This is a genomic window from Labilibaculum filiforme (assembly GCF_002843315.1).
Classification (GTDB): Bacteria; Bacteroidota; Bacteroidia; order Bacteroidales; family Marinifilaceae; genus Labilibaculum; species Labilibaculum filiforme.
In genome coordinates this window covers 262,392-282,537 of record NZ_MVDD01000007.1, presented here as the reverse complement: position 1 = coordinate 282,537, position 20,146 = coordinate 262,392, and the positions used below count along the sequence as shown (strand labels likewise).

Sequence of the window (20,146 nt, the reverse complement as noted above, 5' to 3'; positions counted from 1 at the left end):
ATAGATATCATAACAGAGATCATCAAGGCATCGATAGGAAGAAGCCGTTTATAATCTATAATATGGCAGCTTAAATTCAACTTAGAAAACAGAAATCTTGGTCCAACAAAACGAGGGTACTATAGAGAGCTATAAATAATATTATAGCTGAATAATTCTTCTTCATATCTAAATTTATTTAGGTTGGAAATTTATGTTGCATTAGTTTTTTTACAAGTAATCTTATTTCATCTCATATAGTTATTTAAAGAAATGGCTATGCTAAAACTATTTTACCACCCTCCAATTCGTACTCTTTCTGCTTGCTGCTCTGGACTAGCTTCGGGTGTTGGTATTTGACTTCGGTACAGTGGTTTTTTAAACTTTCCCTTTTTACGACGTTCGAAATCTTTTTCGCGATAAGGATCCAAATCTTCAGCTGGAGGCAATGGCCGGTTTTTATCCATGTACCATGTTAGGTAGGCTAAATCTTGGTAGCAATCAATTCCTGGAAATGGAAAATCTTGAATTGAACCTGCTTTATCGGGCCTGACAATTACTAACTGATAAGCACCTATCATATTAGGACCACCTGATGTGTAAGAAAATTTTATTTTATCAAATGGCATGGTAATATTCTTTTTCCACATAAAGCCTGGAAAAGTTATAGTTTCATCCAGTCGATTGAGAATGATTTCCTTTTTAGGCATAGTAAAATAGTATATTATTATACCTATCAGGTGTTTTACCAAAACTTCCATCTTTAATTGAGAAGTACGTAATAAGTATAGTAACAAATAAAATTGCTCCCCCCCCAAGCAAATGGTGTGATATGAGAATTTGAATTCATCTTTATAAATTCATCACTTACATATGGATGCCCCATTTTGCTTTTGTAAAAGTATTCATCCAAAGGAACAATCACTTTTTGCAACCAGCTCTGTGGGCCTTTATCACCTATTTTTTTTATTCCAGTATATTCAGTATGGGTTACTTTGCGATATAAGGGATGTTTATTGTTCATTGTTTCTGTTTTTTAGAATGTCCCAATCTTTTCTCGAAAGCTTCAAAAAACTCTTACTAAGACTATTATAATTACCTTTTTTAAATTCATTGATTATACTAAAGTTATTTTATTCGTTTTTTTGTGAATTAAGTAACGACCAACTAATTCCTTATCGCTTTTAAAAACTTCTAAATCATCATAATTAGGTTGATTCATGTATTTAAAAACCATTTGATCTTGATACAAACCCAAAAAACATAGCTTATAAGGTTCCATTAGAACTTTACCCTCTTTTTCGAAGAATTGAAGTACTGTAGCATGTGCATCTTCTATTTTTAGTTTAAAGGTTTTTATTTCCTTTTGGAATTCTGGCGTGCCATTTACATAGCCGCTATTGGCATCGCAAATATATTTAGAAGATGAGTAAATAGGCGCTGTATAACCTTCTGCTTTACGACGCAAATAATCTTTTTCTCGATACTCATCAAATACATTTCCAGCTGGTAAGGGTCTGTTTTTATCCATATACTGCACGTAAAAGCTCCAAGTATCCTCATCGAAAGCACCAAATGCTAAAATACTATACTGAAATATTGGATGTGAAATAGCCATTAATTCTCCGTATAGCATGGCTGGGGATATTTTATCAAAACTCGCTTTAAAACCTGGATTTACAATGTTTCCCTTGAATATTACCTGTCCATTTAATCGATCAAATATGAGACGAGGCGCAGGCAATACTACCCTTAATAATATGAGGATCGTAATTAGCAAAGCCGCAACCGGTAAACCCAATATTTCAACGGTATCAGGATTATATACTCCTATAAAAACCACGGTGGTAATAATTACCCAAATGATAAAAGTTCTGATCAATTTACGCCTCGTTTTAGGTTTACTAAATGAAAAAGACTCATCATCTGTACGATGAAATTTATAGATACCCGGATTTTCAGCTTGCATTATACTCGTTCTATCAAGCCTAAATTTTCCTTTGGAATAAATTCCTCTATAAAATAATTCTTTTGAAGGTGCTATCTTAAAAACTAATGCTATACCAAGTGGTAACACTAGAATCGCGATCAAAAAAGCAAAGGCTTGCAGTAAACCAAGTGAAGCCTTTTGAAAAATATTTAATTCTTGTTTTTTTATTTTTTTTAGTTGCGCATACAAAACATCTTGTTTGTCATAATTTTCTTCAACGCTCAATTTCTTTTTTATCGTATAACTTTCAGGCCTTTGAAGTATAGGCTCCAAAGTATCATTTACAAAAAAAGCACCCATAAAAAGTATAACAAAAGTGACTAAGGTTGCAATTCCTGTTATTATCGCTAGGGTAATTCTTGTTGATTTATCTAATTCAATTTTCATCTTTTATTGAAACAGTTGTTGTACAACTAAAATAGAGTAATCGCTAATAGGTAAGCGAACCTTAAGTTCATTTTTATTTAAACATGATTAACTATTCTGATTTCTTTCTGTCCTTTACACAACGAACAGCTTGACCATACCTGCCATCTAACACTCTGATTCCCATACCCCCCCCGGTATTGAACATGCAAGCTCTATTCCCATTTCCATCGCTTGTACTAGTCCAAAAGCCTGCAGCCTTACCAAAATCAACAATTTTGCCAGTTTCATCACGAATACCTGATGGTAAGATATTAAGCTTATACTTATCGTTGCCGTTCATATCGGAGTAATACCAATCAGTTTTTGAACGAAGGTCTCTTTCAGGATAGTAGTTTTTTGCCGTATTATCGCCCTTATTTAAAACAAAAATCATTAATCCATCACTCCAATCTTCTTTGGAGGCCACATGCCAACCATCGGGGCAAAGTTTTTCTGTTTTAACAGTTTCATAATTGTAATATAAGCCATAATCGGTCACTAATAGACTATCATAGTTTACATAGCTATAATTTTTATCCCATAAATATTTATCAAGTTCTTTTTCATTTTTAACCTGTATTATTGGCGTACTATCATTAAATCTTGTCACCCTTAAATTACTTGTCATCCATTCACGACCATTAATAACAACGGAGTTATAACTATTACCATCAATATCTTTAACAGCATCTTTTTTTATAATATATACTTCCTTTTTAGGAACTGACACTTTCTCTTTTGAAGTCTGTACTGTTTTTGTTTTATGATTTCCACCACACGACATAATTATTAATGACAAGCAAAGTGTAATTATTGTACTAAATATTTTAAAATTCATCTTTATAAAAATTATCAAGAGTGTTAATACTTACTTTTTCTTTTTTTACTTTGGTTTTCGTAGTGTTATGGAGATAGGTAACACGATCTGTACGTTTGTTTCTGTAGGCTTCTTTAGGTATTTCAACTTTATATTTATGAATAATAAAAGTTTCTCCATTTCTACCAGGTATAGGTAAAGGAATTTGCTGCCCTTTTTTATCCTTTAGTTTGAGCGTGAGGAATAAATAAAAATCTGTTGAGCCTCCTCCTTTAGTTTTCACTTTAAAACTATCTCTAAAAGCAAAAGGAATAAAATCCTTATCCTCAAGCACCATCATTGGTTTCTTTTTAACTTCGGGCATTGAGGCAAAAAGAGTTAGTTCCTTCGAAGCATTCTGATTATGAGCTACTGGTTTGTACGAAAATTCTGTACGGCGATTAATCCAATCTTGGTGATAATCCCTAGCTGTTTTATTGTTGTTATATCCGGCCGGATAATAACTAACCTGCTTAAAATATTTGCTTACCGCTACCTCATTAGGGTTATTAGAAACACCTATTGGCCACATATCCAAAGGAAAGGTATCGCATTGTCTTCCTCTTACCCAATCGAAATTGGTATCGAATGCCAGGTGAGCCTGAATAGCTACTTCATCTATATTGTACAAGTGTTTGTTAATTTCTACAATAATTTCGGTACCAATATAAGCATACTCTCCTGCCTCGTAACAAATATTATCAAACTTTGGTGTTAATCGCAAATCGTACAAACCCGAATGCACATAAGTAAAAGCCTGATACTGTAAACGGTAATCCTTTAAGTACATATCATCTTCTCCATCGAGCATCTTTACACGTACCTGCTCCTGCGACACTAAATTTATTAATTCGTATGGGAGACTGACATTTTGCATGGCGGCTTTTACAAATACGGTGTCTTTAATAAAAGCTTCTAGCGGTGTGTCTTTTAAATACTCCACTAATAATTTGGCTCCAATGGCAGCAATGGCTAAGGCTATGCCTGCAGGGCCGGCCCAGGCTGCGTTGGCAAAAAACAAGGCTATGGTAGTGGCTCCAATACCCGCCAGCGCACTGGCAAAACCAGCCACAGCCGCATCATAATCCTCGTCCAAGGCCAATACTGAAGCATCCCAGGCATCGGTAATAGCACCCAATGTGCCACCAATAGCAGCAAAAGCAACGGAACGTTTGGCGGCAGTCCCCACCAATTTAGTCGCAAAACCTTTACGCGGCACCACTTTTATAATTTTATATTTATCGACTAATGCAAATACCCCTGTGGTATAACTTAATGCCGACAAGGACGCTCTAATCGGATCCTTTTTATCATATTCTTGCAATACTGAAGGTAAAGAAAACAAAAAGATACTATCGACCATACCTTGCCACAACTTATTGGTGCAAATGGCTCGGCTAATACGATCAACTTTGCTAGGATTTTGCTTTTTTACCGCAATGCGCACGATCCCTTTGTCCAACTCATCCTGATTATTGGTAATTACCTTAACCATGCCTTTTTTAGCATTACCATACCGCTTGTATTGGTATTTTATTTTGCGTGCTTCTTTAAAGTAGGAACTGTGTTTAACAACCTTTTTTATATCACTGCGTTTGGTAATAAAATAACCCTTGGTTTCTTTGGTTTCAATCATATTTACAATGCCCTTAATCTCATACTCATCATACGCAGCCTTCTGAAAGGCATCCATAATGGCATTGGACATATTAATATAGTCTTGAATTTTTACTGTTTTGGCATCTTCATTTATTATCGACCATTCCTTTCCTTCTACATAAACATCAGCATCTACATTGATATTAGGGTCAACTTTTTCATTAAGGTCTTTTTCATCAATATAGTCCTCCAGCACAACTTCTGTATTTAATATCTGTGTGGCAGGATGTGATTTGGACGTAAGAAAATTTTTAACACGTTTTACATATTCATCGTGATAACCATGGGTACGGTAATATTTTACATTGGCGGTTAAATCGATATGCTTATCTCTTTCGTTGGGAGCTACCACCAATGTTTTTAATACATCTGCAATCATGGTCTTGGCATGTATAATCATACCATAATAACTAGCTGCCTCATCGTTATTATGATGACTTAGAGGCATTTCGGCATAGTAGGCACAAATATCTTTAAAAATATTATTATCAGTAATACTGGTTAAAGCTCGTCGTTTTACATCAATGTTATATCGGCAACTTTCTCTTTCTTTTACAGCCAAAAGTTTCTCCAGATAAGCTTTGCTTGTTTGCTTTTCTGCTTTTTTAACATGCTCTTTCCAAGCTGGTTTTTCCGAATCATATAAAAAGCGATAAACACTAATTGCCATATGATGAATCATAACTGGCTGAATCAACTCATCACTTGATTTTTGCAGTAATAATTCGTCTGAAAATATTTTTTCCTGTTCTGATAAAATAATCATTTGTCGAAAAATACTATTGGGGTCAACCCCACTTCTAATGGAACGCATTACGGCATCATGATAAAGATGCATATTAAGTAAATCAGTACGTACCTGCTCAATAATGCCCCAAATATCGTGTATTACAAAAAACAAATCTCTGTTTTTTGTTTTTTCATCTTTATTTTTGGTATTAGCATTGGATATCCTGTTGATGTTGGCTTCTATTTCAGAAGGATCAAAACGTTCTGAGGTTTTTGGAAACATTATCCATGCTGCTTTAGGATCCATAAATCCTTCCTGTAATCTTACATCCCCAGGTGTACCATTTTGTGCCCAATCTTTAACATCAAGGGTATTGGCTGCAATTATATCGTTAGGGTTTGTGAGTAAAACTTTTAGCGCAATAGTTTTTGTTAATTGTATGGGACTAGAGAATAATGCTATCTCATCGTTAGTTTTAGATAAGATAAAGTCGTTACTTTCTCCAATTTTCAAAGCTGATACTGCATTTTCATCACCTCCGTAAAAATTAAGTAACACTAATTCGCCTCTATCTACTACTTGATACTCATAAACTCCATTGTTTACTTTACTCGCCACATAAAGATAACCTTGATTTAGGGGCATCGGATGATAGCTGTAGCTATTATATTGGTCTTGTATTTTTACACCATGTGGTATTGAGCTTAACTTAGATGGATTTGCATCATCAGTCATAATACACTCTAAACCTGTATCTATTAATTTGTCGTCAAATATGCCGTAACGAAGTGGATATATTTTTATTCCATCAATTATTTTTATTTTATTAGAAACTGCTGTATTGGCATTGCTAGCCGTAGCTGTTATTATTATTTCATCCAACACTATTGTTTTACACATTGGTCTCTTCTTTAAAATGATTTTCGTCAACTTCCCAATCTATAATAACTTGTTTGTCCTGAACTGTTCCACTTAGCTCAACAACCGTATCTCCATCCTTTGTTTTTCTTTTTAATTTAAAGGTTACTATTTCCCCGTCGTTAATACCAGAAACCGAAGCCGCTACTTTTACATTATTTCTGATATTCTCACTCGTTATTTTTTGTCCATCTTCATTCAAAAATCGAACATTAAATATCTTCCGCTCCACCTCAGCATCTCCTCTCTTTATCGCCTCTATATTCCCTTTAGCTTCCTTAAGGTCAACGGTATCGCTGTGGAGAGCAGCACCAATGCGTTCGAACAATCTAATTTCGGGAAAGGGAATTTTGGAAATGGGCAGCGTTGCTTGAGGGCTTGGAGTAGCGGTGCTAATGAGAATGTTTGCTTCGCCCGACATTACAACACCACCATGAGCAGTTAAATCGCCTTGACAAACTACAGGAACACCATTGATTAAAACTGCTGGATTTCCTTGGGCTACCACGTCGGGTGGCCCCACACAAACACACATGTCGCCCATAAGAGCGGCAGGTTTTCCGTTAATTAATACATTGGGTGCTCCAGGTCCTACTATTGGGCCACCTACATGAGGTACAAGTCCAGAAACCATCGGACAAACGTGCATACTTCCTATTGTTGCAATTGGTTTTCCTGCCATAACTTTCTAGTTTTTTTATTGATAATAAGTGTGAATAGCCCAAAACAAATAGGTCTTGGCTTTGCTAAATTTGGGTTAGTTGAATTTTTTTTCTGATAGTAAGTTGCCTTTTTCGTATTGCGTTTCAGAGATCAATTTTCCGCTTAAGGCATATTCTTTCCAAACACCCTCTTTGTAGTTGTTAGTATATAAACCTTCCAATTTTACACCATTCGCCTCATTATATTCTTTATAAATTCCATTTTTCGCACCCTTTGCATGTTCAGTCTCGCTGGTTAACTGCCCATCTTCATTGTATTTTGAAACTTTACCTTCAAGGTAGCCTTGTACATAAACTGCTAGGTAGGTTATATTTCCTTTTTCATTGTACTTTTTATACTCCCCATCTTTCTGATTATTAGCGTATTTTGTTTGTTCTTTTACATTGCCATTTTTAAAATACGTAAACCTTTCTACTAAGTAATTCTTCGCGAATATTTCTTGTAAAGTTTTTAAGCCAGTAGAGGTGTATTGGGTAGTAGTACCATTTTTTAATCCTTGTAAGTATTCGGCAGAGTTTTTTATTTCACCATTAGGATAATAGCTAATTTCGGTGCCATCTTTATGGTTAAAAGTGTAGTTGGAAGACATTTTTAGCTGTGCATTTTCAAAATATTCTTCGCGTGTGCCATTTTGTTTACCATCCGAATAATTTGCTTTTAAGCGGATGTTTCCATTTTCGTAATAGCTAATAAATTCTCCCTTAAGTTGTCCATTTTCATAGTAGGCAAACTCTTTTTTCGAACCATCATTATAAAAAAGCTTTTTTTCGGAAATAAAGTTGTTGATGTATTTTTTAGCGTATAGCTTGTTGCCTAATTCGTTATATTCTTCTTGTAAACCATGTAGTTTACCATCGACAATATGAATTAACTTTTTTAATTTTCCGTTGTGATGATATTGTTTTTCTACGTAATCATTATCAGCAGAAAATTGTTTTTCCCATTGTATAGCACCATTGCTATCTTTACAAATCCAATGACCTATTCTTACATCCTCTTTGTAATAATTTTCTTCACTCAGCATTTTTTTCGTAAAATGATCCTTTACATTCTTTGTCCATTTTCCATCTTTAGCACCTTTATTATAGGTTTCCGAACTTGCTAAAGAACCATCCTTATCGTGGTATTCCCAAACTCCGTGTGCTACATCATTTTGGTAAGTTTTTACCGAGCGTAAGGAGCCATCGCTGTAAAAATTTTCAAAAGCACCGTCTTTCACATCTTCTTTGTACGATTCTGTTGAACTTAGAGTGCCATCGGGGCCGAAGCTTTTCCAAATTCCCTCTTTTTTTCCGAGTTTGTATTCTGATGTCATTGCAGTTTTGCCATTTTCATGATACTGTGTAAACGTACCATCGGCTATTCCATTCATGAAATAAGATTGGCTGAGTATTTTCCCGTCGGAATAGTAACTTTCCCACTTGCCGTTTACTTTTCCATTTTCAAAATTGATTACGTCGTAGGTTCCTCCCGAAGAGGATAGCTTACAAATACCTGATAGTGCTTTTCCATCGTAAGTTTGATATACCCTTACATCTCCGAATTGCATTTCTTTAATATCTCTCCAGCTAAAATAGCTTTCTTGGGCAAAGATGTGGTTCGATAAAAGAGTAGAAAAAACAACAAATAGGATTATTTTATACGTTTTAAGCATGTTCACTTGATTCTTTTATAGTTTGGTGAATATAAACAAGTGCAATTACCTGCTGGCAATTGCACTTTTCTTTTATAGGAAATATCTATACCACTGTGTTTGTACATCGTGGTATACGATTATATTTTGCACGGCAAGTTCAATATGATAATTTAAAAACAAAACCTAATTACATGATAAAATAGATTTTTTTACATGATTTCGATTTTACCACTTGCACCTTGAACTGCAGTCATTTGTCCTTCCACTTTTACCTGCATTCCCGATAATCCTGCTTCTGCTTGTCCCGAAACACTTGCATTTTGACCACTTAAAGCAACATCGCTAGTAGCAGCAAGAGTTAATGCAGCACTACTATTTACGGTAGTGTCACCAGTAGATTGTAATGCTAAATTACCTTCCGCTTGTATGTTGGCATCAGCCTGAGCGGCAATTCCAATATTCTGTTGAGCGGCTATTTGTATGTTTTCTTCGGCTGAAATGTTGATGTTTTTCGCTGAGATATCAATCGTTTCAACAGAGCTAATGGTTAGCGATTTTGCCTGTGTATCGAAAGTAATAATACTGCCTTCGTTGTCGTATATGTTTATTTTTTCTTCGCCGTCGGTATCATTCAGTTCTATAGTGTGTCCACTTCGGGTTCGAATGGCTTTTATATCGTTGGTGTCGGTTGTAAAACTTTCTGGTTTGGCTGCGCCATGATATAATGTTCCAATTACAAAAGGTTTTTCGGCATTTCCGGCTTCAAAACCAACCATTACTTCTTCACCAATTTCTGGAATAAAATGGAATCCTTTATCCACACCACCATGTGGTTGTGTCATTCGAATCCATGGCGAAGGAGCAGTTAACTGCCAGCTAAATTGAACTCTTACTCTACCAATTCCCTGTGGATCAGCATTATCTACCACAAATGCAGTTTGAGTTTGGCATTGGGGAAAGAGAGCAACATTGGTATAAGGAGGATACACCACATTTTCGGGTATTGCCTCAAAATTATTTTTATAATCACCCGACATTTGGCAGGTGTGCATCAATTTAGTAACTATAAACTTACCATAAGTAGTTTCTCCATTAGCCGTTTTTTGAGCGATAGAAATTAAAGCTCCCACTTTAAGACCAGGATTCATTGTGCTTCCAGTTAGAATTACCATTCGGGCAACGTTGGCTTCTCCTTGTTTTACCACAGCATTTTCTAATGCTTGGTTTAAATCTCCGTCAGCGGTGTGTCGGTGGAAATCTACTATGGTTTCCTGTCCAAACATGGCTTCCGATTTTTCGGCCATTTGTGCGTGGTATCCTGGTAATTCAGTACCTGCAGCTATCGAACTTTCCAATTTTTCGTTGGAATAGTAATCTCTTGTTACGTAGTTAAACGTTTTTGGATGGGTTTGCATTTTCAGATTAAAATCCATCAAATCGATGCCATACTTTAATTGTAATGGCTCAGAGGTTTCCGATCCGAAAATTATTTTTTGTCCATTGTAATAAAACCATTCCCCAAAACGAGAAGCTAGCTGACTTAAAAATCCAAAAGCGCTTTGATTGTATTGTACTATGTACGGAAAAACATCTCGGGTAATTGGATTGATTGTGGTTTCTGTGTTGGTTGGATAGGGGGCAGTAACTAAACGAACTATTTCCGATAGGTCTTTTTCTTCAAATCCAATACAGTTCGGACCATCTTCCAATAAAATGGTTGGACTGTATCCTTTAATTCGAATATGATCTCCAACCGATGAGAACTCGGATTTTATAGATTCCGCTTCTGTAATAATTCCTATAAAAGTACCATCCGGAAGACTTGAGTCGCCAACATTATCAGAAATTAGAATTTCTATTTGTTGTCCAATTAAACTTTGTGTTTTATCGATGATTGCATTTCCTTCTCCGGTAAATTGCTCCCACAAGATGGTGATATCAAAACAGTGATGGGTATTTATTCCTTGAATAATCTGTAAATCAAGAAAATTTGGGTATTGTACGCCATCTATTTTTATGATTGTATTTGTTTGCAGTGCCATGCTGGTAGTTTTTAACTAGTATATTTTTTGTATGGATTTACTTTTTCAGGAATTGGAATTTTATGGGACAAATTTTTTCCATCGTGAAATACTTTCTAATTTTTAATTACGATTGAATGTTTCCTATCTGATTAAGCTTCCGCATTCCAGTCATTAACCACACTAACATTTTCAAGCTTAATTTCTCGTGCTGATAATTTCATTTTTGTTACCATAGGGTGCGAACCTTCAGAATGAAAATATTCGTGGTAGGAAACGCATAAAGCATCAGTGAAATCGAGCCTTTTTAAACGGGACATTGCATCTCTGCGGTAAAAAGTCACACTTCCACTTTTACGTTTATCCGGAGAGGCCATCCAATCGAAAAATTCGGTACTAGAGGTTGACTCAAGTTCAAGCTCAATAATTCCTCCACCAACAGGTTTTTGTGAAGCACGTCCATTAACAGTGATGGCTTGATCCATCCCAAAATGACAATTAATTACTTTTGCAACAGAGTTGTCTATAATAAATTCAGCCAGAAATGACATATTGATTGTGTTTTACATTGGGTTTAAAAAAACAGGCTTGTCCGTTTAATTATGAGTTTAAATATTCGCTAAAACAAGGAAACGGAATTGGTAATTTTAAAAAGGAAGCTATCGCGGATAACGATAGCTTCTTTATCAGGATTATTTTATTCTTTTTTCAAGTAATTTTATATTTTTACCCTATTAGGAATACGTGATGGTATCCTGATTTTAGTTAGGAAGGACGACATATATATGTCGTCCCTCTTTCCTAGGTAAGATTATACCCACTCATTAATGTGCTCACCATTACCCATTTTAATTTCACGGGCAGAGATGGTAAACGATTCAGCCATAGCCATATTATCAAAGGCATTGAATTTTTCCTCATATTTTACAAGGTATCCTTCAGTAAATGACAATTCTTTCTGTTTAGCGTCAGTATCGCGCTTTAAGAAAGTAACTGTGCCATCTTTTCTCTCGAAGTTATTACACATCCATTCGAACATATCGGTATCACCAGTACTTTCAACTGTTAACATGATACGACCACCACGAGTAACAGATGATGGACGACCGGTAGCATCAACTTCTTGAGTTAAATCGTAATTGCAAGAAAGAACATTCATGGTCTTTCCACCTACGTTTAATTTTGCTTTAAATGACATAAAACTTAATTTAAATGTTAATAATAATAATAATACAAACGTGAAATTATGAATAGTATTTTTAAAATGCAACTATGTAGCATTGTAAAAATTAGTAATTTGCTTTTAATAGGCAACGTTAAACATATTAAATAAGCTCTGTTTACCTTTAATTCTTGGGCTTTTTGGATTTATAATTTTTTTTTATTTCAGGATAAATTTTTTTTAAAATAATTACACATTGTATATTAAAGCATTAGCAAGTCTTTTAATTGCATTTGTATTTTTATTCTGCTAAATGTGACTTTTCTCACAAAATAATTATAGCTTCGTTTCGTTTATAGGTAATATATTATGCTTTGATGTGAAAATTTATATATAGCAACAACATAAGAATACTTTGTTTATTGGTGTTTCGTGACTTTTTTATTATTTTAACAAAGAATTACGGTTTAATATTTTTTCTTAGCTATAATCTTTCATAATTTTGTTAGCTGATTTTGCATTCATTGTAAAATCTACTTAATCTTTTATTATTTAAATAAATGCTGCGAAATAATTCTTCATTTAGTGGGAAAAATGAATTTGGGAAGCTAATCCCAGTACTTGGTTTGATGATTTGTTTATGCAGTTTGTTTTCTTGTGGGTCTAAAAAAATTGTTCACAATACAATTTATCATGATGAACCTGCATTGGTGGCTTTAAAAGAAAAGTATGCGTCAATTCTTCACGTAGAGAAGGAGCAAATAAAGAATATTGGTTTGTATCAAAATATTGATAAGTGGACAATGGTTAAGGATTCGAATATGTCAAAATTGGGATCTTTAAATGTTAGTTTTATCCAATATTTATATTATTTAAATTTGAGAACTAAGTTGCCTGCAGAGCTTAATGAGCTTTATGAGGCAAGAAAAACTTATTTGTTTAAAGATTGTCATTTTCTAGAGGAAGGTGATTTGGTTTTTTTTAAAGAAAATTTTCGCGAGGTAAAAGAAGTTGGATTTTATTTAGATAATGATGTTTTTGTTGCTGCTGATGCTGGAGGCGATCTTCGTTTTCATCATTTGCGGGATTCAATTAACAGGTTTCGTGTAATTTCAAATGCTAAGATTATTAAGGATGTTGAATGAAAATACCTTGAGTGGGTGCATACAAGATATTAATGGTTTACCATTTAATTTGAAAGCTGAGATTATTACTAATCTATTGTTGGATCGTGGTATGCCATCCGAGAATTTGATGATTCAAATGAATAGTGCTTTTAATAGACCATTCAGAAGAGACGTTGAGAAGGCACAGCTGGGAATGAATGAGGAAAAAGGTCGAGTGAATTTGCTTCTTTCGCGAAATGGAATTTACGATTTATTGCCCGAAGGAGTAATTCATGAAAGAAATGAGGGCAATACAAGAGAAGGTGTTCAGCAATTAATTCAAATTCATCAGAAACAAAAAAGAGAAGAACGGGAGGCTAGAATTTTTTTTAAACCTTTCGAGAATGAGTTGTTTAGGATATTAGTGAAGATTGAACAGCAAGAAGTTTCTTTGCTTAAAAATCAGGATCATCAATTTCAAAGTTTTTTAGTCCGATTTTGGGATATTAACCCTAAGTTGGAGGAGTGTCAAAAACAGTTTTTACTTAAACTTGCTCCTTTGGCCTATTCGTTAAAGGGTAATTTGGATAAAATTTGTAAGGTATTGCAGGTGTTTTTAGGTAAGTCTGTTACCTATAAAAAAAGCTTGGTTTGCATAAAATGCCAAGAGAAAAAAAGAGGTAGTGAAATTATTTTGGGAAGAAATTTTATTGTAGGAGATACAACGGAAGAGCTTCCAATGGTTCGGTTTCAGATAGAAGGAGTGGAGGAGAAAGATGTGAAGGATTATCTGGAAGGTGGATCAATTTATAAATTTATACTGGAGATTATGGAGTATTTATTGCCGGTAGAATATGAGTTCGATTTTAAATGTAAAACGAAGCAGGAGTTTTCACATGTTGGATTTGGTATTCTAGGTTATTCTTCCGTATTAAGTTCCTAAAAAACAGATCAGACTTATGATTTTAAAAAATTTATTAGCCGGGGATATTAATGCGGTTTCTATATTGTTTCTCTTTTTTGGAGCGATGTTTTTTGCATTCTCAAAAAGCTTAAAAAAGCTGTTCTCCCACGATAGAAAGAAAATGATTTTATATTTTCTTGTTGCGGCTCTTGCATATGCTGTTTGTGCTTTGTTTACAATTAGTAATCTAATGTTTTACGGAATTGCTTCCAACTATATTGCTATTATGGTGATGAGTTTGTTGTTTGGTTATTTGATGATTGTGGCGTTGGAGAAGTATTTTGAATGGCCCGAAAAACTAAAGTGGTTAGCACAACTCCTATTTATAATTGTTACGGTTTTGATTGGCTTTATTGTATTTATACAAATTGCTGGTCGATTTGGAATTATTGGGATGCATTATTTCTTTCTTACAGCTACCATTAGTGTAATACTACCATGGATATTTCGTTATTTATTTAATAGTGCTATGGATATTCCTTTGGCTATTTATAGGAAATGGGAGTATCCTGTTCATAAAAAATATGTTCGACCAGAATATGAGGATTTAAAGAACCCATATATTATTACTTTAGAGTTTTTAAAGACGAAAGATGCTGAATTTGTGTCAAGATTTAGGGTTCGTGCTCCAGAGAATATGGACTTTGGAATGTTTTTTTATCACTTTATTAATGATTACAATCAAAAGCATCCCGAGGAATTAATCAATTATGGGGCGCAAGAAGATAAGTTGCATAGTTGGATTTTTTATCGTCGTCCCCGCTTTATTGGACGGTGGAAACAGGTGAATACTGAGCAAACAATATATAGAAATAGTATAAAAGAGAATGCTGTAATTGTGTGTCAAAGGTTGAATGATTAATTGGTTAATCTATTTAGATACAAAAACAAACAGGCTTGCTAAACGAATAGCAAGCCTGTTTGTTTTTATAGTAGTAAGACCTTAATAATCTAGTCTTGTGCGTATTCACTATCCCATTCGTTACCATCATCTCCTTTTTGACCTTCCATTTTTATTAAGAAGTTCTTGGCTGGAAAATATGGTTTCATATGAATATCAAGGTGAACTCGATCTTTTTGAATTGGATCCTGCTCGAAACGTTTAATGGTGAAATTTTCAATTAGTTTATCTGGACCAGATATTGTATCTAAAAATTGAATAATTTGTTTCAAAAGTTCCTTACGTGTTTTTGCATTAAAATTTTCAAAAGCTCTGCGATTAAGAAAATCCATCATCACTTTTGTTACGTAATCAAAAACTCTAACTACCGAATAAGTTTGTAGCCCTAGATTCGCGCCGTTAAATAGTGTTTTGGCTGAAAAAGCCATTACTTTACCATATTCGTTAACCATTGGGATTAATCCCATTTTTTCTAGGCTGGAAATTTCGCTTTTACGTAGGTCAAATTTAACTCCTTGAACTTCGTTAATTCCACCAAATTTTTTACCTGCAGTTACCTGCGACATAAGGGTTTGGTATACTTTTCCGGCTAACGCTCCTGCTGGTGGTACGTAAAGGTCATCTTCCTCGTTTACCTCGTCGAATTTACCTCTACCAACTAGCCAGTTACAAGTCATCATTACGTTGGAGCGGAACATGTCACCACCCGCTAGATTTGCAGCGCTAAACATTTCCATTACGTCATCAGCTTCATCCAGATGCTCAAAATCGGTTACCATCATTACTTTGTTGTCGTAAGCGATTTTACCCCATTTTTCAATTAGCATGTTAGAACCTAGATAGCCAGGTAATACTAATAAGCCGTAGTTATCACTTAGGTCAAGTCGATCGTAAGTGTTCTTTATTTCAGCCGATACGGCATCAATGAACCTAGTGTTATCCAAATCTTTAATTTGATCTGGATCTGCATTCATAATGGATATATTTTTTACTTTATCTTGTTCTGAGTTTTTATAGAACAAAGCCATGCTTCGATAGGATCGTTCTAAATCTCTGGTTTGTTCGATTACCGTACCAAGATTTTTCTTTAGGGTTTGAGCTGTTTCTGAAGCTTTCTCTTTACTTCTGTCGATCATCTCATTTAGGTCGCTTGAGCTATTTATTGCTTCAGACCATATTTCAAGTGTTCTTTTTAATTGTGCACGTTCCTCTTTTTTTGTGTTTTCGGTGAAGAAGATTTTTTTTCTGGCCTTTCGCTCAGGGTTCATGTTTTGAACTCCTTCAATAGCCGTTTCAAGCAGATCAAATCCACCATACTTTGCCAGTTTATTTATATTTTCTTCTAAGGGTAGTTCGTTAGCTACTAACGAACTATCTATTTGTTCTTTGTTCTGTAGCATCTTATTATCTGTCCAATTCGTTTAATTCTTCAATTAATCCGCTAATAGCAGCCGAAAGGGCAGCTTTTGCATCAGGATCGGTAAGGGCAGCTTTCAAAATTTTATTTGTTTTTAGCTGCTTAATGATTTTGTTGTGTTGTTCTTTTTCAGTGGTTAAACTTTTAAGAAATTCACTTTGTGCGGTAATGCCTTTTATTCCAAAATCACCTAGGTTGGTAAAGCCAAGAGTTTCTTTTTGTGTGGTTCCTTCCGAGGTCTCAAAATCTACATCTATTTGTGGTTTGTAGTGTTGAAAAACTTCTTCAACAGTCTTAAGACCTTTTACAATATCTGGCTTAATCGGAGCGTCGTAAGTTAGTTTCTCGATTAATAAAGTTTTGTTTTGTGGAATTTCCTGGATAGCCTCACCGGCATCTAATTTTACTTCTGTTCCACCAAGCTCAAAATTTCCGTTCATGCTCTGTATTTTTTTTAAATGTTAATTATTAGGTTTCTATCGTAAAATATAATTGTCGGATTTGGAGCTGACTAGTTAATGCTCCTTTAAAATCCAGTTGGTTTTATTTAACCTTTAACTTTAATGTATTATTCTTGTCAAATGTTACAATTACTTTTTGTCCCGGCTGAAGTTCATTTCCAATGATCATTCGTGATAATGGTGTGCGCAGTCGGGTGCGAATAATATTTCGAAGAGGGCGGGCTCCGTATTGAGGAGAGTAACCTTCTTCAGCCAGTTTTTCTCTGGTTTTATTGTTGATTTCTAATTCAATTTCTTGTTGACTTAGCGCCTCTGTTAGTTCTTTGAGTTGAAGATTAAAAATCTTTGTGATATTCTCTTTTGTTATGGGAGCGAAAGGCACTATTCCAGTAAGTCTTCCTAAGAATTCGGGGCGAAAATAGTTGGCCATACTTTCCATTAATTTATCCGAGGCAGGTAATGTTTTCTTTTCCGTAAATTGGTCAACAATAGATTGGCTTCCAATATTGGATGTAAAAAGAATTACTGCATTGGAGAAATCACCAGTTTTTCCTAAACGATCATGTATGGTTCCTTCGTCGAGTATTTGTAAGAAAATGTCGAAAACCGAAGGGTGCGCTTTTTCAATCTCATCAAAAAGTACTACGGAATAAGGTTCTTGTCTGATTTTATTTACAAGCATACCTCCTTCTTCATAGCCAACATATCCCGGAGGGGCTCCATAAAGTAAAGCTGCAGAGTGTTCTTCTTTAAATTCAGACATGTCAAAACGAATTAAGGATGCTGATGATTGAAATAAGAAGTTGGCAAGTTGTTTGCCAAGCTCTGTTTTTCCCGTACCTGTTGGTCCTAAAAAGAAAAAGGAACCGATTGGCTGTCCTGGTCGGTTAAGTCCCGAGCGAGATTCTAGTATTGATTCACAAACCGCAGTTACTGCTTGATCTTGACCAATTACTGTAGATTTTAATGTGTCTTCCATTCCTAGTAAACGATCTCGTTCACGAGTCATTATTTTACCAACAGGAATACCACTAACTCTGGCAACAGTGGTTGCTAAATTATGAAAGTTTATTTCGTCGGATTGATTGGATATTTCATGTCGTAAAATATCAATCATTTTGTAGCAGTTGGTTGCGGGTTCGATTAGTTCATTCAACTCATCTTGTGGTTGCCCAATATAGGTGAGGAATTTCCGAAGTCCTGCATCGATAATTTCGATATCATTTGGTTCGCAATCTGTTGCTTTTAATTGTTTTTCTAGCTGGTCAATTTCGCCTGGTAATGTATCCATTTGAGCTCGAGTTCCTGCCATGGTTCGATCTATAAGATCAATTGCTGAATCGGGTAGCTTTCTTTCGCTAAAATGACGAGTTGCAAGAGTTACGGCTTCGGCAATCTGCTCCAGCTGTATATTTAGTTTATGATGATCTTGTAATTGCGATACCGCACTCAAGGTCATTTCGATGGCATGAGTAGTGTCCGGTTCTTCAATATTTAAGTGTTCAAAAAGTCTTTTTAATGCACTGTCACCATCAATTAATTTTCGGAACGAATCGTTTGGAATAGTTGTAATTAATACAAAGTATCCTTTATTTAATTCCGATTTAAGAAGGTGTGTTATTCCTGTATTTCCCGATTTATCATCAATCAGGGTCTGAAGATCATCTAGAAATAGAATCGGACGATTTAATTGTTCTAGTTGTTTAAATACTTTTCGGAGTCGGTCTTCTATTTCTCCTTTATAGGTAGCTCCAGCAAGAATACTTTCCATTTGAAGTTTAAATACTCTTGATTGAGTGAGTAATGCAGGAGCTTTTCCTTGCGATATGATAGTTGCTAACCCGTTAATAATTACCGATTTACCAACTCCTGATTCGCCAGTGAGAAGTACATGTGGTTTTGTAAATCGACCAATTGTCTCCGTAATATTTAATAGTTCTTGATCTCTGGCAACTACAGGAGATAATTGGTTATTTTTTGCTAAACTAGTCAGATCGATTAGGTATTCAAGATCTGATTTTGAACTTTTCTCTTTCGTTTTGCTGGTATCAGTAGAACTTTCGCTAAAAAATTTTGTAAGTAACTGATCGCGCTGAAGAGGGAAAGTTTTTAATTGATCGAAAGTAAAACCAACTCCAGGTGTTATTAGGGCGGTTAAAACACTTAGCGAACTTAGTTCTTCCTGTTCTCCCAATAAATTCAGTTCTTCTGCTTCCTGAAATATATTTTCTACTCCATCATCAGCAGGAATTGGATTCGATAACCTAGTATCTTTTGGGTAGCCTTCCATACGAACATCAGCCCATTCGTCCAAATAGTAAACATCTACATCCATTGCAAATAGTTGCTCTCGGATGCCACTGTTTTTGTGCAGAAGCCCCTTTAACAGGTGAGCAGGAGAAAAGCATGGATTGCAGTTTTCTTTAGCGCATGATTGTGCTACTATTATGGCATTTTTAATTTCGTCGGATAGTTTTATTAAGCCATTTTCAATTTTTATCATGTTGTGTGCTATAATTAAACAATATGAAATAGTTTAAGTAGTGAAACCGGCACTTTAGAATCATAAAGTTATTAATAATTTATTTGTAGAGCATAACAAATATAATTATTATATTTTATTAAGTAATTTATTAAAAACGTTTTTTGGTTAAATTAAAAATGGAAGTGATTGTTTTTTTTGATAAATTCGTAGTTTTATTACTATTTGGTAATCTATAAGTAAAGTATTTTTATTTGTTTTAACTAGAGTTTTATTAATATTCATATTTTGAATGATATATACTATTCGTTACCGTTAAGGTTTGGAAAGTTGTGTGAGAAAAAAGATCATGAACATTGTAGCCTAAAAGAATCTATTTCACAACATCTATACCTAATCATAACAACAGCTTTAGGCGATTGCTTGTATGATGAAACATTTGGTTGTTCCATATGGGACAGTGATTTTAATAATAAAATTAATGATAGTAGACTGAAAGAAGAAATCAAATCAGGATTATGTTTGTCTATTAAAAATCATGAAAATAGATTGGATGATTTGGGGATAGAAATAAGTTTTTCGCAAGCATTAATTGGTGTTGGTGAAAATGTAACCTGTATGAAAAAGAAGTTGGATTTAAAAGTTACCGGAAGGTTGGCACAAACAGATGAGCCATTTGCATTTTCGGGATACTTTTTCATGGGACCATTGTCCTACTATTAAATGGAGAAGC

The 20,146-nt window shown here is 34.7% G+C and carries 17 protein-coding genes; 4 read left to right on the top strand and 13 right to left on the bottom strand.

Going from position 1 to position 20,146, the window contains the following annotated elements:
• Positions 1–272: 272 nt before the first annotated feature.
• The 10 genes from BZG02_RS11930 to tssD (BZG02_RS11885) all read right to left on the bottom strand — a co-directional run bounded on the left by BZG02_RS11930 (position 273) and on the right by tssD (BZG02_RS11885) (position 12,118).
• Positions 273–689 (bottom strand): hypothetical protein, encoded by a 417-nt coding sequence (locus tag BZG02_RS11930; RefSeq protein ID WP_143470463.1) that lies wholly within the window; start codon positions 687–689, stop codon positions 273–275.
• 53 nt (positions 690–742) lie between these two features.
• Positions 743–1,003 carry a hypothetical protein gene (locus BZG02_RS11925; RefSeq protein ID WP_101261662.1) on the bottom strand — a complete coding sequence of 87 codons (261 nt, stop codon included), beginning with the start codon at positions 1,001–1,003 and terminating at the stop codon, positions 743–745.
• A gap of 93 nt (positions 1,004–1,096) precedes the next feature.
• Positions 1,097–2,356, bottom strand: a complete 1,260-nt coding sequence (locus BZG02_RS11920) for a hypothetical protein (RefSeq protein WP_101261661.1) — start codon at positions 2,354–2,356, stop codon at positions 1,097–1,099.
• Between the two features lie 91 nt (positions 2,357–2,447).
• Complete coding sequence (locus BZG02_RS11915) at positions 2,448–3,176, bottom strand: fibrobacter succinogenes major paralogous domain-containing protein (protein ID WP_180335706.1); 729 nt, start codon at positions 3,174–3,176, stop codon at positions 2,448–2,450.
• 28 nt (positions 3,177–3,204) lie between these two features.
• On the bottom strand, positions 3,205–6,522 hold the full coding sequence (locus tag BZG02_RS11910; protein ID WP_101261659.1) for a toxin VasX: 3,318 nt from the start codon (positions 6,520–6,522) through the stop codon (positions 3,205–3,207).
• Positions 6,515–7,222, bottom strand: coding sequence for a PAAR domain-containing protein (locus BZG02_RS11905; protein ID WP_101261658.1), 708 nt, complete (start codon positions 7,220–7,222; stop codon positions 6,515–6,517). Before BZG02_RS11905 ends, BZG02_RS11910 begins: the two co-directional genes overlap by 8 nt.
• A 75-nt stretch (positions 7,223–7,297) precedes the next feature.
• On the bottom strand, positions 7,298–8,917 hold the full coding sequence (locus BZG02_RS11900) for a toxin-antitoxin system YwqK family antitoxin (RefSeq protein ID WP_101261657.1): 1,620 nt from the start codon (positions 8,915–8,917) through the stop codon (positions 7,298–7,300).
• 191 nt (positions 8,918–9,108) lie between these two features.
• Positions 9,109–10,941 (bottom strand): type VI secretion system Vgr family protein, encoded by a 1,833-nt coding sequence (locus tag BZG02_RS11895; protein ID WP_101261656.1) that lies wholly within the window; start codon positions 10,939–10,941, stop codon positions 9,109–9,111.
• Positions 10,942–11,072: 131 nt separating this feature from the next.
• Entirely contained in the window at positions 11,073–11,471 is a 399-nt protein-coding gene (gene tssD, locus BZG02_RS11890) for a type VI secretion system tube protein TssD (RefSeq protein ID WP_101261655.1), read from the bottom strand.
• Positions 11,472–11,731: 260 nt separating this feature from the next.
• The gene (gene tssD / locus BZG02_RS11885; protein WP_101261654.1) at positions 11,732–12,118 is read right to left on the bottom strand and encodes a type VI secretion system tube protein TssD; all 387 of its coding nucleotides are present in this window, start codon (positions 12,116–12,118) and stop codon (positions 11,732–11,734) included.
• A 524-nt stretch (positions 12,119–12,642) separates the two neighbouring features.
• On the opposite strand from tssD (BZG02_RS11885), the gene BZG02_RS11880 reads away from it, so the two are divergent.
• The 3 genes from BZG02_RS11880 to BZG02_RS11870 are packed head-to-tail and all read left to right on the top strand — an operon-like array spanning position 12,643 to position 15,014.
• Positions 12,643–13,227, top strand: a complete 585-nt coding sequence (locus BZG02_RS11880) for an NlpC/P60 family protein (RefSeq protein WP_101261653.1) — start codon at positions 12,643–12,645, stop codon at positions 13,225–13,227.
• On the top strand, positions 13,217–14,131 hold the full coding sequence (locus BZG02_RS11875) for a hypothetical protein (RefSeq protein WP_101261652.1): 915 nt from the start codon (positions 13,217–13,219) through the stop codon (positions 14,129–14,131). The genes BZG02_RS11880 and BZG02_RS11875 overlap by 11 nt, the downstream gene beginning before the upstream one ends.
• 16 nt (positions 14,132–14,147) lie before the next feature.
• The gene (locus BZG02_RS11870) at positions 14,148–15,014 is read left to right on the top strand and encodes a TssN family type VI secretion system protein (RefSeq protein WP_101261651.1); all 867 of its coding nucleotides are present in this window, start codon (positions 14,148–14,150) and stop codon (positions 15,012–15,014) included.
• A gap of 89 nt (positions 15,015–15,103) precedes the next feature.
• On the opposite strand, the gene BZG02_RS11865 is transcribed toward BZG02_RS11870, so the two are convergent.
• The 3 genes from BZG02_RS11865 to BZG02_RS11855 form a co-directional block, all read right to left on the bottom strand.
• The gene (locus BZG02_RS11865; RefSeq protein ID WP_101261650.1) at positions 15,104–16,453 is read right to left on the bottom strand and encodes a DUF5458 family protein; all 1,350 of its coding nucleotides are present in this window, start codon (positions 16,451–16,453) and stop codon (positions 15,104–15,106) included.
• Positions 16,454–16,457: 4 nt separating this feature from the next.
• A complete protein-coding gene (locus BZG02_RS11860; protein WP_101261649.1) occupies positions 16,458–16,910 on the bottom strand; it encodes a hypothetical protein in 453 nt (150 codons plus the stop codon).
• 103 nt (positions 16,911–17,013) lie between these two features.
• A complete protein-coding gene (locus BZG02_RS11855; protein ID WP_101261648.1) occupies positions 17,014–19,434 on the bottom strand; it encodes an AAA family ATPase in 2,421 nt (806 codons plus the stop codon).
• A gap of 267 nt (positions 19,435–19,701) precedes the next feature.
• On the opposite strand from BZG02_RS11855, the gene BZG02_RS11850 reads away from it, so the two are divergent.
• The gene (locus BZG02_RS11850) at positions 19,702–20,136 is read left to right on the top strand and encodes a GPW/gp25 family protein (protein ID WP_180335705.1); all 435 of its coding nucleotides are present in this window, start codon (positions 19,702–19,704) and stop codon (positions 20,134–20,136) included.
• Positions 20,137–20,146: the final 10 nt, after the last annotated feature.

Excerpts from the sequence above, each read along its gene's own strand:
- BZG02_RS11930 (WP_143470463.1), bottom strand. The coding sequence starts at position 689 with ATGCCTAAAAAGGAAATCATTCTCAATCGACTGGATGAAACTATAACT.
- BZG02_RS11925 (WP_101261662.1), bottom strand. The coding sequence starts at position 1,003 with ATGAACAATAAACATCCCTTATATCGCAAAGTAACCCATACTGAATAT.
- BZG02_RS11920 (WP_101261661.1), bottom strand. The coding sequence starts at position 2,356 with ATGAAAATTGAATTAGATAAATCAACAAGAATTACCCTAGCGATAATA.
- BZG02_RS11910 (WP_101261659.1), bottom strand. The coding sequence starts at position 6,522 with ATGTGTAAAACAATAGTGTTGGATGAAATAATAATAACAGCTACGGCT.
- BZG02_RS11905 (WP_101261658.1), bottom strand. The coding sequence starts at position 7,222 with ATGGCAGGAAAACCAATTGCAACAATAGGAAGTATGCACGTTTGTCCG.
- BZG02_RS11900 (WP_101261657.1), bottom strand. The coding sequence starts at position 8,917 with ATGCTTAAAACGTATAAAATAATCCTATTTGTTGTTTTTTCTACTCTT.
- BZG02_RS11895 (WP_101261656.1), bottom strand. The coding sequence starts at position 10,941 with ATGGCACTGCAAACAAATACAATCATAAAAATAGATGGCGTACAATAC.
- tssD (WP_101261655.1), bottom strand. The coding sequence starts at position 11,471 with ATGTCATTTCTGGCTGAATTTATTATAGACAACTCTGTTGCAAAAGTA.
- tssD (WP_101261654.1), bottom strand. The coding sequence starts at position 12,118 with ATGTCATTTAAAGCAAAATTAAACGTAGGTGGAAAGACCATGAATGTT.
- BZG02_RS11880 (WP_101261653.1), top strand. The coding sequence starts at position 12,643 with ATGCTGCGAAATAATTCTTCATTTAGTGGGAAAAATGAATTTGGGAAG.
- BZG02_RS11875 (WP_101261652.1), top strand. The coding sequence starts at position 13,217 with ATGTTGAATGAAAATACCTTGAGTGGGTGCATACAAGATATTAATGGT.
- BZG02_RS11870 (WP_101261651.1), top strand. The coding sequence starts at position 14,148 with ATGATTTTAAAAAATTTATTAGCCGGGGATATTAATGCGGTTTCTATA.
- BZG02_RS11865 (WP_101261650.1), bottom strand. The coding sequence starts at position 16,453 with ATGCTACAGAACAAAGAACAAATAGATAGTTCGTTAGTAGCTAACGAA.
- BZG02_RS11860 (WP_101261649.1), bottom strand. The coding sequence starts at position 16,910 with ATGAACGGAAATTTTGAGCTTGGTGGAACAGAAGTAAAATTAGATGCC.
- BZG02_RS11855 (WP_101261648.1), bottom strand. The coding sequence starts at position 19,434 with ATGATAAAAATTGAAAATGGCTTAATAAAACTATCCGACGAAATTAAA.